This is a genomic window from uncultured Virgibacillus sp. (assembly GCF_947495635.1).
Classification (GTDB): domain Bacteria; phylum Bacillota; class Bacilli; order Bacillales; family Amphibacillaceae; genus Virgibacillus; species Virgibacillus salarius.
Window position 1 is genome coordinate 1 of sequence record NZ_CANMAB010000026.1, and the last position, 21,996, is coordinate 21,996.

General features: G+C 35.5%; 20 protein-coding genes. 11 read left to right on the top strand and 9 right to left on the bottom strand.

What is annotated here, in order from left to right:
- The first annotated feature begins 455 nt into the window (after positions 1-455).
- Positions 456-656: a hypothetical protein gene (locus Q1A47_RS07885; protein ID WP_205389588.1), complete on the top strand. Its 201-nt coding sequence runs from the start codon at positions 456-458 to the stop codon at positions 654-656.
- Between the two features lie 7 nt (positions 657-663).
- On the opposite strand, the gene Q1A47_RS07890 is transcribed toward Q1A47_RS07885, so the two are convergent.
- Positions 664-1,041 (bottom strand): helix-turn-helix domain-containing protein, encoded by a 378-nt coding sequence (locus Q1A47_RS07890; RefSeq protein ID WP_121604583.1) that lies wholly within the window; start codon positions 1,039-1,041, stop codon positions 664-666.
- A 448-nt stretch (positions 1,042-1,489) separates the two neighbouring features.
- Between Q1A47_RS07890 and Q1A47_RS07895 the strand changes: the two genes are divergently transcribed.
- Complete coding sequence (locus tag Q1A47_RS07895) at positions 1,490-2,716, top strand: helix-turn-helix transcriptional regulator (protein WP_166530369.1); 1,227 nt, start codon at positions 1,490-1,492, stop codon at positions 2,714-2,716.
- A gap of 266 nt (positions 2,717-2,982) precedes the next feature.
- On the opposite strand, the gene Q1A47_RS07900 is transcribed toward Q1A47_RS07895, so the two are convergent.
- The 3 genes from Q1A47_RS07900 to sipW form a co-directional block, all read right to left on the bottom strand.
- Entirely contained in the window at positions 2,983-4,650 is a 1,668-nt protein-coding gene (locus Q1A47_RS07900; RefSeq protein ID WP_166530370.1) for a M4 family metallopeptidase, read from the bottom strand.
- A gap of 46 nt (positions 4,651-4,696) precedes the next feature.
- Positions 4,697-5,290, bottom strand: a complete 594-nt coding sequence (locus tag Q1A47_RS07905) for a CalY family protein (RefSeq protein WP_026683215.1) — start codon at positions 5,288-5,290, stop codon at positions 4,697-4,699.
- 80 nt (positions 5,291-5,370) lie between these two features.
- Positions 5,371-5,895, bottom strand: a complete 525-nt coding sequence (sipW, locus tag Q1A47_RS07910) for a signal peptidase I SipW (protein WP_121605858.1) — start codon at positions 5,893-5,895, stop codon at positions 5,371-5,373.
- A 1,063-nt stretch (positions 5,896-6,958) separates the two neighbouring features.
- Between sipW and Q1A47_RS07915 the strand changes: the two genes are divergently transcribed.
- The 6 genes from Q1A47_RS07915 to Q1A47_RS07940 all read left to right on the top strand — a co-directional run bounded on the left by Q1A47_RS07915 (position 6,959) and on the right by Q1A47_RS07940 (position 10,983).
- Positions 6,959-7,195, top strand: a complete 237-nt coding sequence (locus tag Q1A47_RS07915; protein ID WP_166530371.1) for a hypothetical protein — start codon at positions 6,959-6,961, stop codon at positions 7,193-7,195.
- Positions 7,176-7,667 carry a hypothetical protein gene (locus tag Q1A47_RS07920; RefSeq protein WP_299631479.1) on the top strand — a complete coding sequence of 164 codons (492 nt, stop codon included), beginning with the start codon at positions 7,176-7,178 and terminating at the stop codon, positions 7,665-7,667. Before Q1A47_RS07915 ends, Q1A47_RS07920 begins: the two co-directional genes overlap by 20 nt.
- A 56-nt stretch (positions 7,668-7,723) precedes the next feature.
- The gene (locus tag Q1A47_RS07925) at positions 7,724-8,053 is read left to right on the top strand and encodes a hypothetical protein (RefSeq protein ID WP_166530373.1); all 330 of its coding nucleotides are present in this window, start codon (positions 7,724-7,726) and stop codon (positions 8,051-8,053) included.
- A 410-nt stretch (positions 8,054-8,463) separates the two neighbouring features.
- Entirely contained in the window at positions 8,464-9,414 is a 951-nt protein-coding gene (locus tag Q1A47_RS07930) for an ABC transporter ATP-binding protein (RefSeq protein WP_166530374.1), read from the top strand.
- A complete protein-coding gene (locus Q1A47_RS07935; RefSeq protein WP_026683210.1) occupies positions 9,411-10,169 on the top strand; it encodes an ABC transporter permease in 759 nt (252 codons plus the stop codon). Before Q1A47_RS07930 ends, Q1A47_RS07935 begins: the two co-directional genes overlap by 4 nt.
- A gap of 49 nt (positions 10,170-10,218) precedes the next feature.
- A complete protein-coding gene (locus Q1A47_RS07940) occupies positions 10,219-10,983 on the top strand; it encodes a MerR family transcriptional regulator (protein WP_299631487.1) in 765 nt (254 codons plus the stop codon).
- A gap of 424 nt (positions 10,984-11,407) precedes the next feature.
- On the opposite strand, the gene Q1A47_RS07945 is transcribed toward Q1A47_RS07940, so the two are convergent.
- Entirely contained in the window at positions 11,408-11,995 is a 588-nt protein-coding gene (locus tag Q1A47_RS07945) for an ABC transporter ATP-binding protein (protein ID WP_121604575.1), read from the bottom strand.
- Positions 11,996-12,475: 480 nt separating this feature from the next.
- Between Q1A47_RS07945 and Q1A47_RS07950 the strand changes: the two genes are divergently transcribed.
- The 3 genes from Q1A47_RS07950 to Q1A47_RS07960 all read left to right on the top strand — a co-directional run bounded on the left by Q1A47_RS07950 (position 12,476) and on the right by Q1A47_RS07960 (position 17,154).
- Complete coding sequence (locus Q1A47_RS07950; protein WP_166530391.1) at positions 12,476-14,200, top strand: glycosyl hydrolase family 18 protein; 1,725 nt, start codon at positions 12,476-12,478, stop codon at positions 14,198-14,200.
- 714 nt (positions 14,201-14,914) lie between these two features.
- Positions 14,915-16,294, top strand: coding sequence for an amidase (locus tag Q1A47_RS07955; protein WP_246484709.1), 1,380 nt, complete (start codon positions 14,915-14,917; stop codon positions 16,292-16,294).
- 14 nt (positions 16,295-16,308) lie between these two features.
- Positions 16,309-17,154 carry a methyl-accepting chemotaxis protein gene (locus tag Q1A47_RS07960; protein WP_026683206.1) on the top strand — a complete coding sequence of 282 codons (846 nt, stop codon included), beginning with the start codon at positions 16,309-16,311 and terminating at the stop codon, positions 17,152-17,154.
- A 320-nt stretch (positions 17,155-17,474) separates the two neighbouring features.
- On the opposite strand, the gene Q1A47_RS07965 is transcribed toward Q1A47_RS07960, so the two are convergent.
- The 4 genes from Q1A47_RS07965 to Q1A47_RS07980 are packed head-to-tail and all read right to left on the bottom strand — an operon-like array spanning position 17,475 to position 21,983.
- A complete protein-coding gene (locus Q1A47_RS07965; RefSeq protein WP_166530376.1) occupies positions 17,475-18,845 on the bottom strand; it encodes a type VII secretion protein EssB/YukC in 1,371 nt (456 codons plus the stop codon).
- A 21-nt stretch (positions 18,846-18,866) separates the two neighbouring features.
- Positions 18,867-19,670, bottom strand: a complete 804-nt coding sequence (locus Q1A47_RS07970) for a serine/threonine-protein kinase (protein WP_166530377.1) — start codon at positions 19,668-19,670, stop codon at positions 18,867-18,869.
- Between the two features lie 7 nt (positions 19,671-19,677).
- Positions 19,678-20,520 (bottom strand): PP2C family serine/threonine-protein phosphatase, encoded by an 843-nt coding sequence (locus Q1A47_RS07975; RefSeq protein ID WP_166530378.1) that lies wholly within the window; start codon positions 20,518-20,520, stop codon positions 19,678-19,680.
- Positions 20,520-21,983, bottom strand: a complete 1,464-nt coding sequence (locus Q1A47_RS07980) for a DUF6382 domain-containing protein (RefSeq protein ID WP_166530379.1) — start codon at positions 21,981-21,983, stop codon at positions 20,520-20,522. The genes Q1A47_RS07975 and Q1A47_RS07980 overlap by 1 nt, the downstream gene beginning before the upstream one ends.
- Between the last annotated feature and the right edge of the window lie 13 nt (positions 21,984-21,996).

A 21,996-nucleotide genomic window follows, 5' to 3' on the forward strand; every position in this document is an offset into this window, starting at 1 on the left:
AACGTGTTCTTCTTTGCAAAGTTAGTTGAGGCCGTGCCCGCGGAAAGCGAAGTAATTAGTCGGAGCATTGCCAATATTCATCAAACATTTCAAAATAACTACTTCGCTTAACGCAGTCATTGCACCGATTTTATACTTTCTTAACTTAGAACAAAAGCGCAAGCGCCCAAATAGAAAAGTAGGAGCGAGTCAATGGAAGTAAAAGAATCACAATGAGCCTGTGAGCCGATGATGACTTAGAGTAGGGTGATTTGAGAAGTCGCCTCATTTCTGGGCGTTGGAGCTGGACGCAGCTCAACACGCGCCTATTTATCCACATGGTCTAATTTAATCATTTCCTATAATTTCACAGACTACTAGGAAAGGTTGATATAACCAGCCTTTTATACTGACTACTGGTTTTTTAATGTATAAAGTGAAACCTCAATCAGCGGGGTTTTGTTTATCCTCGCTGATTGTTCGTACCACAAGGGGATGATCTAAAGGTCTTTGAAGCAATCGGACATTTACTGGCAGTTGATCCCACATTATCCATATTGATTTCACTTTATTCCTTGAAATGGGGGCTTACTGCCAGTTATATCAATTATATGGGGAATAAATTGTCTAATTTAAGAGCGTATATATCACACACTGAAAGCAAGCTAATACCCTAGCTTTATGTTATTTTATTATTCCTTCTTCTTTTAACTGTTGGATTCGTTTCTTCCCCCAATCATACATCGATTCTACAATTGGTAATAAGGTATAGCCTAGTTCTGTCATAGAGTATTCCACTTTTGGTGGAGTTTCTGGATAGACTTTACGACTAACGATACCATCCTCTATGAGTTCTTTCAGCTGATTGGATAACGTTTTATGAGATATATTTTCAAACAATCGCTGCAAATCACTAAATCGATGTGGACCTTCCACACCTAAATGCCATAGAATCACTACCTTCCATTTCCCACTTAAAATGGAAAGTGTCAGTTCCTTTTCACAATGATATTCGCCATTTTGTAATTTTAATTGTATTTCTTCACGCAATGAATTACACATCTAACAGCGTCTCCTTCTATTTCAACGACGTATTGATAATAAGATAAGGGGAAACCAATGGAATTTCAACTTTTATGATTAAAATGAAAACCATAAATCTACGTGAAAACATGCTCAGGCTTTGGTAATGTTATACGTAATAGGATAAAGTAAAACTTCAAACAGTGGGAGCTTTGTTTATTCCACCACTGATTGTTAGCACCAAAAGGGGATACCTAAAGGTGTTTGAATCAATCGGACATTTACTGGCAGTCAATCACCACATATCCATATTGGCTTCACTTTATTGCTTGAAATGGGGGAGTTTACTGCCAATAGGGAGAAAAATACTTCACATTAATTATTTCATAACCGAGAAACTATTACACGATGATAAACGTATTTTTATAAGAAGGGAGAATACAAGTCAGATAGTAATAATCTTTACTTTAAGAAGGGGAAATGTATGATGTATGAAGGCAAAATTATTAAGTTCTACCGCGAAAGGGCTGGATTAACACAGGAGGAACTGGGAAGAGATATCTGCTCTGCTACCCATATCAGTAAAATTGAGCTTGGACAAACGCATTTCTCAAAAGATATAACGGAATTATTAGCGAAACGACTTAACATATCTATGCATGAGGAAATTCGCACATTTAAAGCCATCCAACAAAAATTAGAGAAATGGCATGAGTCTATTATCATGCAGCAAGAGGAAGAGGCAGATAGCTTAGCAGCAGAGCTAGAAGAAAGTGAATTAATTTATATCTCCGATTACAATAATTTATATAAACTTCTGAAAGCTCGTTTCTTACTTAGCAAAGAAAATGATCCAGGTACATTGAAAATAATCAAAAAATTACAAAATCAGAAACTTTCACCATATGAATCAGGACTGCTTTACCACATTTGGGGCATTTATTATATCCGAAAACAAGAATACCTGAAAGCAATTAATGCATTAAAATCTATTAACAGTCATACATATCAAAACACAGATTATTATTATCATTTAGCAATCTCTTATTACTTTAATAATACAGACCTATTGGCCTATTCCTATGCCGAGAAAGCATTACATTATTTCAAGAGCTCCAATAATTTTCTACGAGTTATAGATACAGAGACATTGCTACTTGTTATCCAAAATAAACATGTACAATCAAATTTCACAGCTCGCTTAAAAAAATACGAGTCGCTTATTAAGAGTTGTGAACTTTGTCATACCGTAACAAGAAAAGCAATTGTCTTACACAATTTGGCTAATGATTATTTTAGAATGGAGGATTATCAGTTAGCTGCCACCTTGTTTAAGGATGCAATGAAAATAAAAAAAGTAAAATCAAAAAAATATTTAAACTCGCTAGAGGGATATATTCAAGCATGTATAAAGGGAAATCTATTAACGAAAGATGAACTGGTGAAATTATCGAAAGAAGGTTTAGCTGTATCTGAGGAACTTAAAGAATTACTCTATAGCTATCTTTTTACTCTTTTACTATACAAATTACAAGAAAAGCAAGAGCAATATTATTCCTATCTTGAAGAACAAGCCTTACCATTTTTCAGAAATTATGGACACGTCTATTCTGTAAACGTCTATGAAAAAGAGCTATTTTTTTATTACGATAAAACAAATCAATTAGATAAAGCAGTCCAATTAGCACATCATATGTTAAGTAATCAGCATTAAAAATCTGCAACAAAAGCGCAAGCGCCCGACTAGAAACGTAGCGACTAGAGCGAGTCAACAGAGAAAAAGGAATCACGGTCAGCCTGCGAGCCGATAATGACTTAGATTAGGACAATTCGTGAAGTCGCCTCGTTTCTGGGCGCTGGAGCTGGACGCGGCTCAACACGCCTATTTATCAAATGGGCAAATTTTATAATTTCCTAGACTGTAAAAAAGCACTACACTCTCATTTTAGAGATGCAGTGCTTTCTAGTGTATTTATTCTTTTATTCTACTCCAACCGCATCATAAGCCCGATTCACTGCTTCGACTGCTGATGAGTTTTCTCCATATAGATCAGATGCTGCCTGAATTGCCGCTTGACGCATCATACTGAAGTCAGAAGTAGAAGTTAAATATTTCGTTAGTGCTCGGTAGTAGATTTGTTCTGTTTTTTCTCTACCAATTCCTTCTACTGTTACATCGTAATGGTTTCCGCCTTCGGCTACTAAATAAGCTGCCTTATTATTTATACTTGAATTAATATGCACGCCCCCATTGTCTTCTTCTCCAGTATAACGGTCATTATAATGATCTGGATAAGGGCCAGTAATCGCATTTTGTACAGAGGTAGGATCACTCATCGAACGCAGTGCATCCCCTTCAATATCTGGTGTGTAAATTTCCTCACCAATCTGCCAATCATCTCGATCAACCATTGCACCCATTATATCGGATAAAGATTCATTTAATGCACCGGATTCGTTTTCATACACTAAGCCAGCAGTTCTATCTGTAACTGCATGTGTTAGCTCATGGGCAATCACATCAAGTCCACCGGATAGAGGCAAGAAATTACGACCATCACCATCGCCATACATCATTAGCTTTCCATTCCAGGCTGCATTATTCCAAGCTTCTCCGACGTGAACAGAGGAAATAATTTTGGCACCCTCTCCATCAAAAGAGTCACGGTTAAACGTTTCTAAGTAGTAATCATATACCTTTCCAGCATTCACATGAGCATCGACTGCAGCTGGATCATTAAAGTACTTATGACCACTAGTTATTTCTTCACCCGTATACCCTAATAATATGGATAGGAGATGGAAGAGATAGAAGTCCATATTTTGTGCATCAAATGTATGCACACCATCCCCTCGTGTTTCATCAAAAAGAAGGTATTGGTCGTCATCTCCTAAAGCAATCTCAAACTTCTTCTTATCACCAAACACGCCTTTACCAAATCCAGTTACATGATCAATTGCATTTGCTTTATTTATAATCTCACCATTCGTTGCATCTATAAAGTAGTGCCAGTATCCAGGAGCTGGTTTCGACGTTGAAGCCTTTACGAGATACGAAAGATAAAATTTCCCATCATGTTCATAAATGAACTGTTCATTTGTCACCTCTCCATCATAATGTTCTACTTTGCCAATCTCCTGCTCAATGTCCTGCTTGGTAATTTCGACTGCATCCTCACCTGAAATCGAAGCCTTTGAAGGAATGTCCTTCTCTGCTAAATCAGGTACTACTTGACCAAAGTAAGCTTTTACATTGTCATTTTCATCTAAGGTAATGGTATGGTCAGATCCATATATTGGAACCCCGTTATGCTGTTCAATAAGCTTAATGTGATGTGTACCATTTTCATTATCTTTCTCTTCCTCAACCACTTTAAAGTGATCTTTCATATTCCCTTCTAATTTCAATTGCTTGCTACGATACTTAAGGTAGGCAAAAGCAACTTCCTTTTCAGATAGTTTTTTTGCTTTAGCTAAAGTATTCGGCGCTTTCCAGTTTTCAATGATATAAGAAGGCGTATTATATTGTTCATTATATTCTATCTTACTTTTTACATTTTCTTGTGCGAAGACATTAGTTCCCGCTGTCGTAAATCCTCCAAAAGCAACTGTCAGAGCCAACGTTGAAGAAATCAGTTTTCTTTTCAAGACGAATCCTCTCCTCTTTTAATAGATTAATAGAATGAAAAGATAATTACTTTTCTTCACCATCTGTTTGTGTAGCATTAAATGTCCATTCAAGGTTTAATTGATCACCTTGGAAGATGTTTTGGTCCTGTCCATTATCAACAAACTCAAATTCTACCCAAAGCTCATTCGTGTCTCCCACATCTAGACCACCATGCTGTTCCCATAATGGATCCCATATATCCTTTTTCACTACATCTGGATCCATGTTTTTCAACTCATACAAGGTAGTTTCAAAAATTGGCTCGCTCTCTTTATCCCAATTCCACATAAAGTTAACTTTAATATGCTGACCGAAATCGTCGCCTCCATTATCTCCAGAAGCGTCTACCACTTCATAATTAGTTAATAGATTCACAGTTTTGATATCGAGTGATCCTTCATTACCAAGTACAAATTCCTTTACCATCGTGTCTCCTGGCTTTAAATTAGTAATATCAATAATCGTAGTTGGATCAACAGATAAATCCAGTGTACCTGCTGCAAACGTATTATCTGTTACCTCTGTGTCACTAAAATATGCGTAAGTACCTCCAGCAATTAATGATAGCCCCAATGATGCAGTCACCACGCTCATGCCTAACTTTTTCTTCAGACTCATTAAACTTCCTCCCCTTTTATTATTTATTAATCCCCCATGCTTGTAAAACACAAGAGTATTAACCGAATATTGAGAAACATTTACGTAGATTGCTCCTTCTTTGGATCTTCTATTCCTCTAATTGCTTGGAACATGGAAAAGAGTCCGTAGAGTAGCAGGATTACACCTGGTACAATTAATAATACCGCTGTACCTACTTTCGATTTTGCAAAGTTTAAAAGATATCCTACATAAGGAACAGTAAACCCTGTATACTCTCCGATGATATTTTGTGTTAATACAGGCTCCACATCTACACCGTCATTATTGTCACCCTTTGTCGTATATACCTGCTGTTCTTCTGCTTGTTTGACCTCGACAATACGGTGAGTAATCATTTTTTCTTCCTTTGTTCTAAACGTGATAACATCACCTTTTTTGTACATTGATTGCTCTGTTCCTGGTTTGATTGCGATAATTGATCCTGTTTGAAAGGTTGGCTCCATCGACCCAGATAATACGGATTTTATTTGATAACCAAAAATGGTCGATTCTTCTCCTTTCACTTTTGAAGTTATAACCGCAAATGCAAAGATAATGATCATAGCAATTAGCAAACATGACATGAATTTACGTAACAGATGTATCAACTTCTTCACAGTATTTCACCACCTTGATTTACTAATTATTTGGATATTGACACGAGATCTTTGGAGAGATGCAGCCTTTTCTTCGTTTTTTGTTGATTTATTACTTTTTTAGCTAATTCAATGAGTCGATCAGCTTCCTAGAGTCTACCACCTGATTCACATTGGTTTGAGACTTCTGTATAGCTTGTACTCCTTGCTCGATGTAGGTATATCCCAGTTAATTGGCAAGACTATCGTAAATATTCTTGTACCGTTTGTAGTACTTCTGCCATTCGTTGTTTATTTTGTTCTATTTCTCATTTGATTCTATCTTGCTTATGCCCCACTGATTGGTAGTACCACAAGGGGATCACCTAAAGGCCCTTGAACCAACTGGCAATTGATCCCTCACTATCCATATTGGTTTCTCTTTATTACTGGAAGTGGGAGGCTTACTGCCAGTATATCTGGGATAAACAAGTTACTACTTGTAAAGCAGGGATACCTTTAACATATTTCCAGCCTATTGTGATACTTCCGTACACTAACCCGACTTTTCTATAACTGAAACACCTTGTTGCTCTTCTTATTACTTAGAGTACACCTGCAAATCTAGCATGTAAATCGGGGGATTACTATGAAATAGACTGTCGGTTTTACCGATAAAAGAGGGAAAAATGTAGTGGAACATTAGCAAAAAACTGTATATTTTAATTATTCTAATAATAACACCGATAAAAAAGACCTATATTTTTCCCCCATTCAGGAAATTACTCCTTCTATTCATCTATATCTTTTGAATTATAAATAATCATTGAGCATTTGCAGCAAGAATAAAGGAGCTGTCCAGATTTACAACGTTAAGGAAATTATAATATAAGGTACCACCAACATTTCGCAGAAAATATACGTTAAGAAACGGGAATTTATTTCATCCATCAATTTGCATAAATATCACATTATTTGTTAAATGTTGTTTTTGTGCTAATTTTATAAAAGAACAATCACTAACTAAACTAAAGGAGAGGTTTTATTTGAAAAATACATTTAGTATTATGTCATGGGCTCTAGTTTTGAGTTTTACCTTTTTTTATTACCCACCTCTGGAAGTGCAGAAGTTAGTTCTACAAAGAGCATAGAAAAGTTTAGTGAAATTAAAAATGCTGAAAAAATAACGGAAAGAGCATCTATAGGGGAAACTGATTTAGATGTTGAAGGGATTGGTGTAAACAAATACACCAAAGAGGTTACAACATCAAAAGGTAATATTATTGAATATGATGTTACCGAAATATAAGACTGCGCAATTAATAGAAAAAAGAACTATGTCTAATGGTGACAACTCTGAAACTTATGCAGTTAATTTAATCGCCAGTTACGATGGCTCTCGTGGAGATAGTAAATGGGATGACTCATATGGCGTTCGTTCATCCTCAACAATATATATTGAGAAATCTACCTATTCCGGTACCGACTATTGGAGATTGATTCGGTCTGAAGGTGGTTGGGATAGACAAGATTCAAGTCTTACCTTAACAAATCCTTATACAATCCAAGGTACCGTAGAGCAGAGTAGGGATGAGCTATACGAAAATCAAACAATAAATCGTGACATTAGTTATGCAGGTAGTTATGGTTTTGATGCTCCTTCGTATTGGGAACCTGTTAACTCGAAAGGTGTTCCAGCATGGGCTCCTCACGTCAGAGAAACCAGTCATGTAGATATATATAGAACTGACCCAAGCAATTCCTGGCATTTTTATCTCTAAATAATGAATATAAATAAAACATAAAATGACTAATATGGAATTGGTAGGGGTTATTTATGAAAAAGTTCTGTTTCATAATTATTTTAATCAGCTTTTTATTTACTGCCTGTAATGAGTCAGAAGAGAACAAGGAATATGCTAGTTTTTTATCTGACGAAGAAGGGAAATATGCTTTATATGTGGTTTCTGATGACGCAATTACATTTGAGGAGCTACAAGAAAATGATATAAATAACGTAAAGACTTTTACTCAAGAAAAAACAATGGAAGATGCAAGATTGGAAGAAATAGAGGAAGCTCCTACGTTTATAGTATTTGATACAAAAGACAAGGTTTATAAAACTAACAATAGAGATGATTTATTTAAATTTCTGCAAGAACATTAAATCATTTAAGGTATTCGGATTATAGTATTGACAACCCTATTAAATAAATTAATGTTCATAGCATCGTAAATCGGATAATTGTGTGTAAAATCATAAATTATGTAATATCATTTATTTTTTCTGTATCCATGAAACTGATTAACTTTTAATGTAGTTTTCGTTATGAAACCTTTTACTATCGAATCATAATTGTATTAAAATATCTGCAAATTTAAAGAATCACGTCCAAGTTTTCACTTGGGCGTTTTTACGCTGGACATGACCAGTACTAATGAGAATAAGGTATGATCATTTCTTCAGCTTGGTTAAATTCATTCCAATTCGACTTTTATAAAGGAATACTTGATGGTTGACTCTCCCCTAAGAGGATAGCTTATAGTTCCTTTTATAAGAAATAAGGAGGGAAGAATATGTATGAACTAACTGTAAACAATGTTAGCAAATCATTTGCCAAAAAGGTAGCCTTAAATAATGTATCTCTTAAAGTGAGAAAAGGTTCTATCTTCGGACTGATTGGTCCAAATGGTGCAGGGAAATCTACTTTGACCAGTATATTAGCTACTTTGACCTTGCCAAATGAGGGTACTGTCGAAATTTCGAATTTAGATGTTGTTTCCAAGGTGAATAAGGTTCGAAAAAAAGTTGGCGTCACTTTCCAACAAACAACTGTATTTTCGACAGGAACAGCTTGGGAAAACTTATGGATTGCCGGAAAAATGTATGGCATGAGTACTACAAAAATAATGGAACGTGGAGAACACCTGTTAAAGGAATTTGATTTGTTTCAGGCATCCAACGATTTGGTTGATACTTACTCAGGTGGTATGAAAAGAAAATTGGATATAGCGATAAGTCTACTTCATACCCCTGATATCCTTTTACTAGATGAACCCACAGCCGGATTAGATCCAGAGTCGAGAACTACTCTGTGGCAAATAGTTACAAAAATTTCCCAAGATGAAGGAACGACAATTTTTGTAACGACACACTATTTAGAGGAACTTAATCACCTAGCAACTGAAATTGCATTAATCAACAATGGAAAGATACTTGATATTGGGACGCCAAAAGAGCTGATCAATAAACTTGCTGCTGATCAAATAGAAATCCACTATCGCAAATTGGATTTGGCCAACATTCATAAAATAGAAGCATATATTTCTAACCTAAAAGAGATAGTTCGTCATGAAATAAAACCAACAGTATTAACAATTATGACGAGTCATGGACAACAAATTTTATCTGAATTACTGAAATACTTAATTCAAAGTAATGTCGAAATTAAATTTAGTGAATTGAAGCAGGCAACGTTAAATGACGTTTATTTAGCAAACTTTAATGAGAAGGAGGCAGAACTATGAATAACATGGCATTCGCTTTATTATTAGCAAAAAAGAGGCTAACACCGCTAATTAAAAATCCAATAGCAATTATCATTTCAATGTTCCAGCCATTGATTTTCCTAGTGCTGTTTGGCACGATATTTTCAAGCATATCTTCCGTAAGTGGGTTTGAAGAATCCAATTATGTATCGTATATTTTACCAGGAATTTTGATCATGAATGCTCTATTTGGCGGAATATATCTAGGAATGAGTACATTAGATGATATGAGAGAAGGAATATTTAACCGATATTTAATCGCCCCAAAGAATAACTTGATTTTCATCATTGGTGATTTAGTCTACATTTTCACTTTTCAATTGATTCAATCCACTTTGCTAATAATTATTAGCTATTTTATGGGATTTAGACTCCCAATGGGAATAGTTCCACCAATTCTTTTTCTTGTTACACCAGCATTATTCTCATGTTTAATTGGAGCTATTTCAATTGGAATAGCCGCTCTGACAAAAAAGCACACAACAATGATTACAGTCATGCAGTTTTTCTCTTTTCCATTGATTTTCTTGTCTTCTGCCTTTATGCCGACCAATTTATTGCCAAAGTGGATAAGTATTCTATCAAAAATAAATCCAGTTGACTGGGTAGTTAGAGCATCACAATCCACTTTCAACCATTCGCCCGCAATCAGCTACTATTTATTAATTATTCTATGTGTCGTTATAGCTACTTCCTTTTGTAAATTCACATATGATGTTCAAAGAAAAAAGTGAAATAAATGTGTTGACTCTTACCTTAGAGGATACTTTAGTATAAAGAGCATTGAAAGGAGAAGAAAAAATGTTTACCGTTCATGAAGTTGCAAAACTAGCTCATACAACAGTAAAGACTTTACACCATTATCACAAAATAGGTCTTTTGATTCCGGAGCAAACGACAGAAGCCGGCTATCGCCTATATGGAAAAAAAGATTTAGAACGATTACAGCAAATACTTTTTTACAAAGAATTGCATTTTCCTCTCAAGGAAATTAAACAATTATTAGATGGCGAAATCAACAGGAAAAATACGTTGATTCAGCAAAAATATTTACTAGAACAAAAAATTGATCGTTTTAAAGGTCTAATCAAAACAATCAATTCCTCTCTTAAAAATGCTAAAGAAGGAGTCGATATAGATATGGAAACTATGTTTAAAGGTTTTGAAACTGAAGAAGAATGGCAAGAAGTCTTAAAAGACCAAAATGAACACTTGAAAAAAGAATATGACTTTGACTTGTCGAATAAAACAATTGATGTGGAATCAATGAATGACTCTGCCATGGAAGCACAGTCATTTAATGAAGATATGATTCAGTTCTTACAAGATGGTTTCTCTCCGAATAATTCAAAAGTTTTGGATCGTGTAAAGAAACATTTAGCCTTTTTAGAAAAACAAGATCATCCATCAACACCGCAAGACTTTCTAAATCAAACAGAGCATTTCATCGTTGACGACTTTCATAGAGATATGCTTGAGAAATGGCAAGTGGGTTACACTTATTTTCTAAACAAAGTAGCAGCTAGTTATTTGTCAAGTATTAAATAGAACCAATACCAAATAACACAAATGGATGGTATTCATTTGTAAATTTTGATTCCCTTACATCTGATTCGACCAAAGATATGATATTTACGAAATCCAAGGGCTGTTTCGACAGCTCTTTTTGAATTTCTTTCTATAATATAGGTAAAAATGAAGTATTCTAAAAGGAGAAAATATAATTAACCTACCAAACTTAAAAATTCTTGATATGAAAGAGAGTAAATATGATTATAGATTCCTAGTAATTCGTTCCGTTACTAATAGACTAATAAATTGGATTCAAGAAACCAGTTTTGAAAAGACATTCACCAATGTTGCAGACGATATAGGCGTTGACGAAAAAGCTGTACGAAACAACTTTGTAGTTGAGCTTGAAGCTCAAACAGATATTAGAACTCCTAAATGGATTGATATTGATGAAGTGCATTTACTCAAAAACTATCGTTGTGTTATCACAGACGTTGAAAACAAATATCAACTCGCCTGTATCCGTATCTAAATTCCCTGTTGGTTCATCGGCTAGTAACCAACTTGGTTCATGTACTAATGCACGGGCAATTGCTACACGCTGCTGCTGACCTCCTGATAGCTGTGAAGGTAAAGCATGGAGCTTATCAGCTAAACCCACTTGTGATAATAAAGACTCTGCTCTTCCTTTTTTGTTGCAGGAAACTTTTCGTGAAAACAATGGAGACATTACATTTTCTAGGGCTGTTAATGCAGGTAATAGGTGAAATTGTTGAAAGATAAAACCAATATGCTCAAACCGAAAATCGGCTAACCTGTTTTGACTATATTTATGAATAGATTCGTTTCTATAGATTATCTCTCCTTCTGAAGGCACATCCAGTGCTCCAATCAAGCTAAGTAATGTCGATTTCCCAGAGCCTGACGGTCCAACAATGGCAACAAGCTCTCCTTCAACAAAACAGGTATTAATTTTCTCCAGAGCAAATGTTTCCACACCATCTCCTTTAAAAACCTTACTTACATTTACACATCCTAACTTCTGCACTTCATCCCCTCTCTTTTTATAATTTTCAATATATTTAAACTATAGCACAATTGCCTTAGGAATATATACATAGGGCGAAAATTTATATATAAAACGATTCATCATTACAAGTTATTAATTGATATTACAATTAATAACTCGTAATGAATTATCCGGTTTTACAATACTAGGATTCTTTACTTAGTAGTTTCCCCTATTTCATTTGTTAATGACAAAATATTAATTCAATTATCATAGTTAAAACTTAACTTAGGTCTATTGAATCAAAATTTAGATATTTCTGTTAATTAACTTGAAAATATTTGTTATAACAAATATGATAGATATACACCAAAACATGCATGTTGGATTTTACAAAACTATGAAAGCGCTTCTCATTATGTATTTTAAAAAGAGAGGGAGATTATCGTAGTGAATCTATTAAAACAAGCAAACAAGTTTTTCATTTTTTTCATCTTTGGTTTACTCGTCTTTACAAGCATGCCCACACAGAATAGTTTCATTCAAGCAGCAGAGACAAACGATTACAAAATTATTGGCTACTATCCATCATGGGCAGCATATGGTAGAGACTATCAAGTATGGGATATGGATGCTTCGAAGGTAAGTCATATCAACTATGCATTTGCAGATATTTGCTGGGATGGTCGACACGGAAACCCTGATCCTGCTGGACCAAATCCACAAACATGGGCATGTCAGGATGAGAATGGCAATATGGACGCCCCTAATGGAACTATTGTAATGGGAGATCCTTGGATTGATGCCCAAAAAACAAATCCAGGTGATAATTGGGATGACCCATTAAAAGGAAATTTCAAGCAACTTATTAAACTAAAAGAACAAAATCCCCATTTAAAAACTCTAATTTCTATTGGAGGATGGACTTGGTCGAACCGTTTTTCAGATGTAGCTGCTGACCCTGTAACAAGAGAGCAATTTGCCAATTCAGCAGTTGACTTTATTCGAAATTATGGTTTTGATGGCGTTGATATAGACTGGGAATATCCTGTTAGTGGTGGGCTACCTGGAAATAGTACACGTCCAGAAGATAAACAAAACTATGTATTACTTCTCCAAGAGGTTCGTGAGAAATTAGATGCTGCTGAAGCAGAAGATGGAACAGAGTATTTACTTACTATTGCTTCGGGTGCAAGTAATGAATATGTTGAAAACAATGAACTAGGTCAAATTGCAGACATTGTGGACTGGATTAATATTATGACGTATGACTTTAACGGTGGATGGCAAACACAAAGCGGTCATAATGCACCTCTTTATTTTGATCCAGCCGCAGAAGCTGCAGGTCTTCCTAAAGCAGATACCTTTAACGTACAAAGCGCTGTGACACGACATATAAATGATGGAGTTCCAGCTAATAAGTTAGTTTTAGGAACACCGTTTTATGGTAGAGGTTGGAGCGATTGTGATGCGGCTAATAATGGAGAATATCAGAATTGTTCACCGGCAACAGAAGGAACTTGGGAAAATGGCACTTTTGACTTTAGCGATTTAGAAGATAACTATATAAATAAGAATGGTTACCAACGATATTGGAATGACAAAGCAAAGGTACCTTATTTATATAATGCTTCAAACGGAAATTTTATAACGTATGATGATGAAGAATCCTTTGGATATAAAACAGATTTCATTAAGTCTGAAGGACTTGCAGGCGCTATGTTTTGGGACTATAGTGGAGATGTAAATCAAACGCTAGTGACTACATTGGCAAACAACTTAAATTTCACAGGTGATGGAGGAGATCCAAATCCACCTGCATTAGCTCCGCAGAATGTTAATGCTAGTAATGTAACAGCGTCTAGCATCGATCTATCATGGGAGGCTCCTACAGAATCTTCTTCTATTGTGGAATATGTCATTCAATTTAATAATCAAGAAATATCAACAGCATCATTATCTACAAAATTAGAAAACCTACAGTCAGGTACTTCTTATACGATTACCGTTTCTTCAAAGGATGCGGATGGAAAGCTTTATTCAGCCGCCCCATTGACTGTCTCTACAAGTGATCAAGGAGGAACATGTGATTATCCTGCTTGGAATGGAGGAGACACGTACGTTGGCGGAGATCGTGTACAACATAATGGCAATATATATGAAGCCAAATGGTGGACAAAAGGCGATGAACCAGGAACAACTGGTGACTGGGGACCATGGAAGGTAGTTGAGAGCTGTAAGTAACCCTCAGTAATCCCAATCCATCCCACGGAGCAATTCTCCGTGGGATATTTTTTATTCCGCATATAACTGGCAGTAAGACCCCCACTTCAAACAATAAAGAGAAACCAATATGGGGAAGTGAGGATAAACAAAATCTCCACTGATTGAAGTTACACATCACAGACCTTTACAAGAGAAGACCTGCTTGATGCAATTTGGCCAATGGTGCCACCAACAGATAGGACAGTCGATGATCAATCAATCGTATTAGAAAAAAGTTAAATCACCTATCTAGATGGGTGTGTATCGAAACTGCTTAAACTGCAAAGACCAATACATCAGAGTCCTCTACTAAACGGTGCAGAAGTATCCTCCAATGTGAACATGCTTTTTTACAAATATCATTTGTGATGCCTTTAAGTTACTTGAGGATCATCAGGCAGTATTCGGGTTTGAGCTTGATTTGTCGAGTCCTTTACCTTCATTTCATGAATGGCTATTTTAAATGGCTTTTAAATGCGGAAGAAATCTCCTTTTGGAAAAATACACTACGTGTTATTCCTTTCTTTACTAAAGACAAAAATTTCTATTGTCTATACTTTGCACCGAATCATTATAAAATCGGGCATTTTAACAATAAAATCGCTTCCCCTATATAGCTTATGAAAGATATTTCTAATTAACATTTATGCATAGAGATCCGATATAGTAAGTGACATCGAGGGAGGATTTTAAATGGTAAAAACAATGAAGATATCAGAATTACTTATAGGTTATAAGAATAAGGAATTCTCACCTACTGAAATAACAAAGCTATTTTTAGAGAGAATCGAACATGTGAATAAGAAATTAAATGCCTTTATTACTGTTTCTGATGAACATGCTTTAAAACAGGCTAAACTTGCGGAAGAAAACTGGATGAAGGGTTATCAATCATCTGTTTTGCAGGGGGTTCCAATTTCTTATAAAGATTTAATTAATACACAAGGAATTAGAACAACAAACGGTTCACATATAGATAAAGCATACTTTCCCCAAGAGGATGCTTATGTTGTACAGAAATTAGAAACCGCAGGAGCTATTAATTTGGGTAAAAATAACTTACACGAATATGCTTTTGGTATCACTTCTTCCAATCCATTCTACGGCAGTGTAAAGAACCCTTGGAAAACAGATCATATCCCTGGCGGTTCAAGTGGTGGATCAGGAGTAGCTGTAGCTGCTAACTTAGGTCTTGCTTCGATTGGAACAGATACTGGTGGGTCCATTCGTATCCCTGCATCTGCATGTGGTGTAGTCGGCTTAAAACCTACCGTTAATAACATAAGCACAAAAGGAATCAAGGGTATTTCTTGGTCATTGGATCACGTTGGTCCATTAACACAAGATGTAACTGACTTAGCCATTATCATGGAAGGATTAACCGACCGTCGATATAGCGAACATTGTAAAAGTGATATTCGTGGTATGCGCATTGGTGTACCTACTAATTTCTTCACTGACCACGTGGAACCCGAAATTACAAAAGCCTATCAAAACAGTTTACTTGAGCTAGAAAAACTTGGTGCTATTTTAATTGATATTGAACTTCCATTTGCTGAGGCTGCAAGCAACAGCGTTTTTACCATTGCTTTAGCAGAAGGTGCATCGATTCACGAGACTACGCTACACACACAACAGGATGACTACGGAAATGATGTAAAAGCTCACCTACTAAATGGCACAGCAATTGGAGCTACTGACTATATCAAGGCTTTAAATATACAAAAGGAAGCTGTTAATCAGCTTGATCATGTATTAATGGATATTGATTTGATAGCTACGCCAACATTACCTGTAAGCCCTAAACCAATCGGAATTGAACATGTTGAAACAGATGGATTGGAGGAAGATATTTTCACATGTATGACTCGATTTACACGATTATTTAGTTTGACAGGACATCCAGCCTTATCCATTCCTGTGGGTACAACAACTGATAACCTACCAATCGGTCTGCAATTGGTTAGTGAATATCATCAAGAACCATTATTAATCCGTGCAGGCTTCGCTTTTGAAGAAGCTTGTCTTTCTGATTTTTATAAGCAGCGATCCTTTATCGCAGAAAACATATAGAATGGAGTGAAATCATGCAAACATCAATTCAAATTGATTCAGAAATCCTTAAAAAGGTAGTAGAGCTTGGACCATTAATCAAAGAGCTTTTGCAAAACGAAAACATCCTAATCGGCATCGTCGATTTAGAAAAGTATTTATACTACGCTCCAGGCACAACCTTGGATGCCAAAGTAGCTATTGGTGATCCTTTTTTTGAACATGACTTGTTTGGTCAAGTAATTAAAAATCGTAAACGAACCGTTATCAAAACACCACCCGAATATGGGGCACCATTTAAAGGCGTAGGTATCCCCATTTTTGATAACAATGAAATCGTTGGCTGTATTGGTATTGGCATTAGCTTAGATCAAGAATATGAATTTCTTGAGATTATTCAATCATTGGAAGAGCTAGCAGATAATGTACAAGGAAAAGCCCATACGATGCTTTCACAAACAGAAGAATTATCCGCAACCGTCCAACAAATAGCCGCCCACTCGGAAAATGTGGAAAAAAATTCGGGTGAAATTCATGATGTTACTGGATTTATTAATAAAATCTCCGAGCAATCAAATTTACTCGGGCTTAACGCTGCGATTGAAGCAGCAAGAGCTGGAGAACATGGCAAAACCTTTTCTGTCGTTGCTAAAGAAATACGGAAAATGGCTCAGGATTCCTCGGAAGCTACCGATAAAATCAGCAATGTATTAGCAGAGATCATGTCAAATATTGAACAGACTACTGAGCAATTATCTGATATAGCTCAAGCAGTTCAAAGTCAGGAAGGAGAAGCGGAAACCTTCTCACAAATGACGGAGGAATTAAACGAAATGACGAATAAGCTGAAGAAGCATATTGAAGTATTAACAAATAACTGACAATGAAAAAAGCGTCCCTACAGAATAGTATGTAAGGACGCTTTTTTCTTATTTTCTTTACAGCAAAGATTATTTTCCTACTAACACAAAGACATTCTCGTCTGGTGCTTGCATAACCGTAACATGACCACGTAACGTGAAACTTCAATCAGTGGGGGTTTTGTTTCCCCACTGATTGTTCGTACCACAAGGGTATGACCTAAAGGCTTTTGAACAATCGGACACTTAACTGACAGTCGATCGCTCACTTATCCATATTGGTTTCACTTTTTTGCTTGAAATGGGGCCTTACTGCCAGTTATGTATGGGATAAAACCTTTTTACTTCAGCTTCTTAATTTGCTTATCTATGTTTTCGGTTTTACTCTTCTTCTCATCTTTATCTAAAGCGTCATTAGCTTTAATCAGCTCTTTTTCTTTTTGTAGACTTTTTATTTGCAGGTCTTTATTTTTTAATGCCTTGGCAATTTTAAGTGCCTCTTTCGGTTTATTTATTTGAATATAACTATGAGCGGCTAAAGATTTTGCCCGGTTATTATCAGCGATTTCCTTATAAATTTCCAATACCTGCTTATAGTCTTTATTTAACCACGCTTGCTCTATCTTAACTTGTGGTTGATCCGATTTAATAGAAAGAATTTTTTGATTTGCTTCCTCACTATTAAGGGCTAATAATTTTACCACTACTTCACCCTCATAAGACTTGTTCAAATCTAAAGCCTTGGACAAGCTTTCTAATGTATTCAATTGGATATATTGTCCTGCCAGTACCTTATTAGCATTCTCATCAAGTGATTGGACACTTTCCAATGCAGCTATGGCTTCTTCCGTCTCACCAGAAATAACGAACTGATATCCTTTGATTATTGCTTCTTTCTGTTCTAGTTCTTTTTGTAATGTTTTATTCTCATCCTGTTGCTCATCAAGTTCACTGGTCGTAGCGGAAGCAGCCTTCGTGCTTGGTACTACCTTGCCAACATAAACAAATAGCATTCCTAATAAAATACCAACAGTTACACCGATAATTAACGATTTTCTTTCTACCTTCAGTTTAGAACGATTTAAGGATGGTAATTTTTTTGAAGCCATTTTTTCTTTATCTTCAAATTTATTCGTAATAGGTTGTTGATTCACCTGAGAAGGTTCCAGTGCCTTTCTTAATTGCTCTATTGAGGCCGCTGCTTGAATACGCTGGACTATATCTTGATCAATTGCATGTGTGGCCGTATTACCAGTAGTGAATAAATACAAAAATACATTTTTTAAATCTTGAAGTAATTGGAATGATGTATATTCCTCAGGTGGTAATACAGAACGTATACCTCGATGGGCAAATTTTATGTTTCCCTCATTATTAGCATAAATATTATCTGGATGAACTAAGGTCGTGTATTGTGTTCCAAATAAATTGTCCACCGTTAATATACTACGTGCTAATTTACATTTAAATTCCCTATTTGATGATACATAACTAGTTAAAGACTTGAATCCATGATCAATTTGATAATGGATTTGAACCATCGATTCTTCAATATTATATTGTCTGCAGGTTAAAAATAATTCACTGTCTCTTTTTAACTCTTCTAATTGTTCATCTGCTAAAATATTCGTCTTTTCCTTCGCTATTTCGAAGGTTACAGTATCCATAGTCTTCCTTAAGATTCCATCTTTTATTTCAAATCGGTCAGTCACCATATCACCCCTTATTTCTTATTAGCCAAACTTTTTCGTCCGCTCTCTCCAAGATAATTTTACTTTTTTTAGTGCAGCTATTACATGTTCAATGGAATTAAATCGTTTCTCAGCATCCGTCTCTGTCAACTTCAAAATAACCTTTACAAAGGATTTTGGAGCGCGCTCATTTAATATACTTTTATTCGTTATGGTATATATATTTTCTCCATCAGAAATGAGATAAAATAATGTAGCACCTAAAGAAAATAAATCAGAGCGTTTATCAATAACACCTTTCTCAAATTGTTCTGGTGCAGCAAATCCTATTGTACCCAAAGCAGATGACCGTTGTGATTCATTTTCAAAAACGGAAGTTCCAAAGTCTATTAAATGAATGGTATTATCCTTCGTTAATAAAATATTAGAAGGCTTTATATCTCGTATAACAATAGAAGGATGCTTCCTGTGGAAAACCTGGATGATATCAGCTATCTTCTTGCCAATTTCGAGTACTTCATCCCATTGAAATCTTCTATTCCTTTGTTCTATGAAATCAGCTAAATTCGTACCATTGAATTTTTCCATGATAATTGCTTTATAATGATCCTGAATCGTTACAATATCAAATAATGTCGGAACATTCGTATGATCGATAGCTGCTAATATTTTCGCTTCATTGGTAATTTGATTGGTAAACAATGTCGTAGGTTGTTTAACTACTTTTAATACTGCTATTTGTTTTTTCGGACCTACAACTTCATAAAGCTGCGATGTTCCGCCTTCACGAAAAAAGCTTTTTACTCTGTATTTGCCATTAATACGATGATTCTTGATAACCTTCATGACTCATCTATCTTCCTTTACGTCCCAAAATAAGAACAGATACATCATCATGGTAGTTCGCATCTCTTGCCAGATTACAAAAATGCTCCGCTATTTTTTGTAAGGAATGTTCTCTTTCTAAACCCTCTTGAAATTGCTTATGGAGATCCTCCTTTGTAAACAAAGAGTATAGACCATCCGTACATAAGATAAAATGTTCTTCTTCTGAACATGTGTCCATAGAGACAAATGGATCTATTTCTCCTTTAACTCCCATACACTGTGTTAATAAGTGAGACTTATCATCCTTCTCTGCTTCTCTTTCCGACAAGACCCCATTCTCCACCTGCATTCTTGCCCAAGTATGGTCTTTTGTAAGCTGTACAAAACGCTTGGACTGCTCCAAATCAATAGTGTCGTCACTTTCCTCTAAACGAATAGCTATTGGTTTTCGCACTCGATAAATTCTCGTATCACCTACATGACAAATAAGATATTGATCACCCACAATAATTAGCACACTTAATGTCGTTCCTAAATGATGATCTTCTCGTTTACCTATATCGATTAGCTTTTGATTAATTACATGAAAGATACCAGCTATTGTGTCTTGGCAATCTTCTAAAAAACGTTCTGAATTATCATGTTTAATCAGCTTCGTTCTCCACCATTTTAAGATATAATTGGCGGCATAGAAGCTTGCTATATCTCCAAACGTATGCCCACCCATCCCGTCAGCAGCAATTAAAATATGCGCTTCTTCATTCTGGTTAAGATAGCTCGAAGTATATTCAATATAATCTTCATTTATTTTTTTGTCTGGACCTTTCATCGTAAATAATCCAAAATCAATACCCTTCGTTGCATTCATTATTTAGACACCCTATACGAATAAATTATCTTACCAATTTGGATTTTATCTTCATTTTTTAATTCATGTATTTTATATGGAATAATCTTTTCTTCATTAATATACGTACCATTTTTTGATCCTAAATCTTTAATACCATACGTGTCTGAAAGTTTAACAAGCTCAATATGTAAACGAGAGACACCTACACTTTTTTCCACATAATCTGTACCTTTTTCAGCTCTACCAATAATATAGTTATCCTTTTCTAATTCAATACTTTCTTCAGCTTCTTCTCTTTTAACAAGAAGATAATTCTTTACTTTCGGTAACTTTTTACCATGTAGCTCCTCTTCATCCAATAGCATGGTTTGATCTCGTTGATTAGAGGATATGGATGACGTATCCGTAGTTAACGCTTCACTATTTGTATGTAGCGTAGAGGCAGTTTCACTCTGTTGCGCAAAGACTTGATTAACTACTTCCTGATTGTACGAAATAGCGCTATCTTGTTGTGCTGGTAAATCATTCGTATGTTCTGACGTAGCTTCACTCGTCTTCTTCGCTATAGTCGGCTTATTCTTACGCTGTTTATTTTTGACTCTTACTTCCTTCTCGATAATGGTAGGCTCTACACCTGGACGCCAAACTTTCCAATATACGTACACACCCGCAATTACTCCTACACTTAAAACGGATGAAACTCCGAACATAATTGAATTTGGACTGCTTTCATATAGCTTCCATATAACTGCCAAGGCTAAGATCCCTATTAAAATGGAATATGTTTTCATCTTACTAGTAAGCGGTGGTAATTTTTTCACTTTTTTCATGATCGTTGTCTGCTGATCTTGCTCGGCATTCGCATCTTCATTCTCATTATTTATTGATTGCTGCTGCTGTGTCCCTTGTAATTGACTTAATAATTGCTTAAGTCCTTGCAAGCTAAAGCCAGGGTCTTTAATGTAGCTGAGAATCATCTTAAATTGAACACCTTTTAACCCCTGTACTTCACTAGCCATATTCAAGATTAATTTTTTCAATTCCTCATACATCGATGGCTTATTCGCTATTTCATTCACTGGTAGATATGTTAAGTACACTTGATGATATCCATTGCCAATATAAATAAAATCTTCATGCAAAACATACTGCTGATCATTCAGCATATAATTGCTTGAATCTTGTAAAGCCTGAATAATATTTATAAACAAGGCATAGTACTCTTGCATTGTTAATGGCTTTTCTTTCACAATTGGCCGTAACTTTCTCAAGCCTTCAATTCGATAGTATACCGTACTACGACCATTGATGTCTTCAAAGCTCATCGGAATCAATCTTGGAATATGATTAGCTTGAATCATTTTTAATTGCAGGCTATCAAAATCTCGTTGTTCAAACCCTGTTTCTTTCGTTTTTCGTAGTTTCATATACATTCCATTTGCTTGTTCATAAGTTATATGAAACTGATAAAGTTCACTCATATGAAATTCTCCC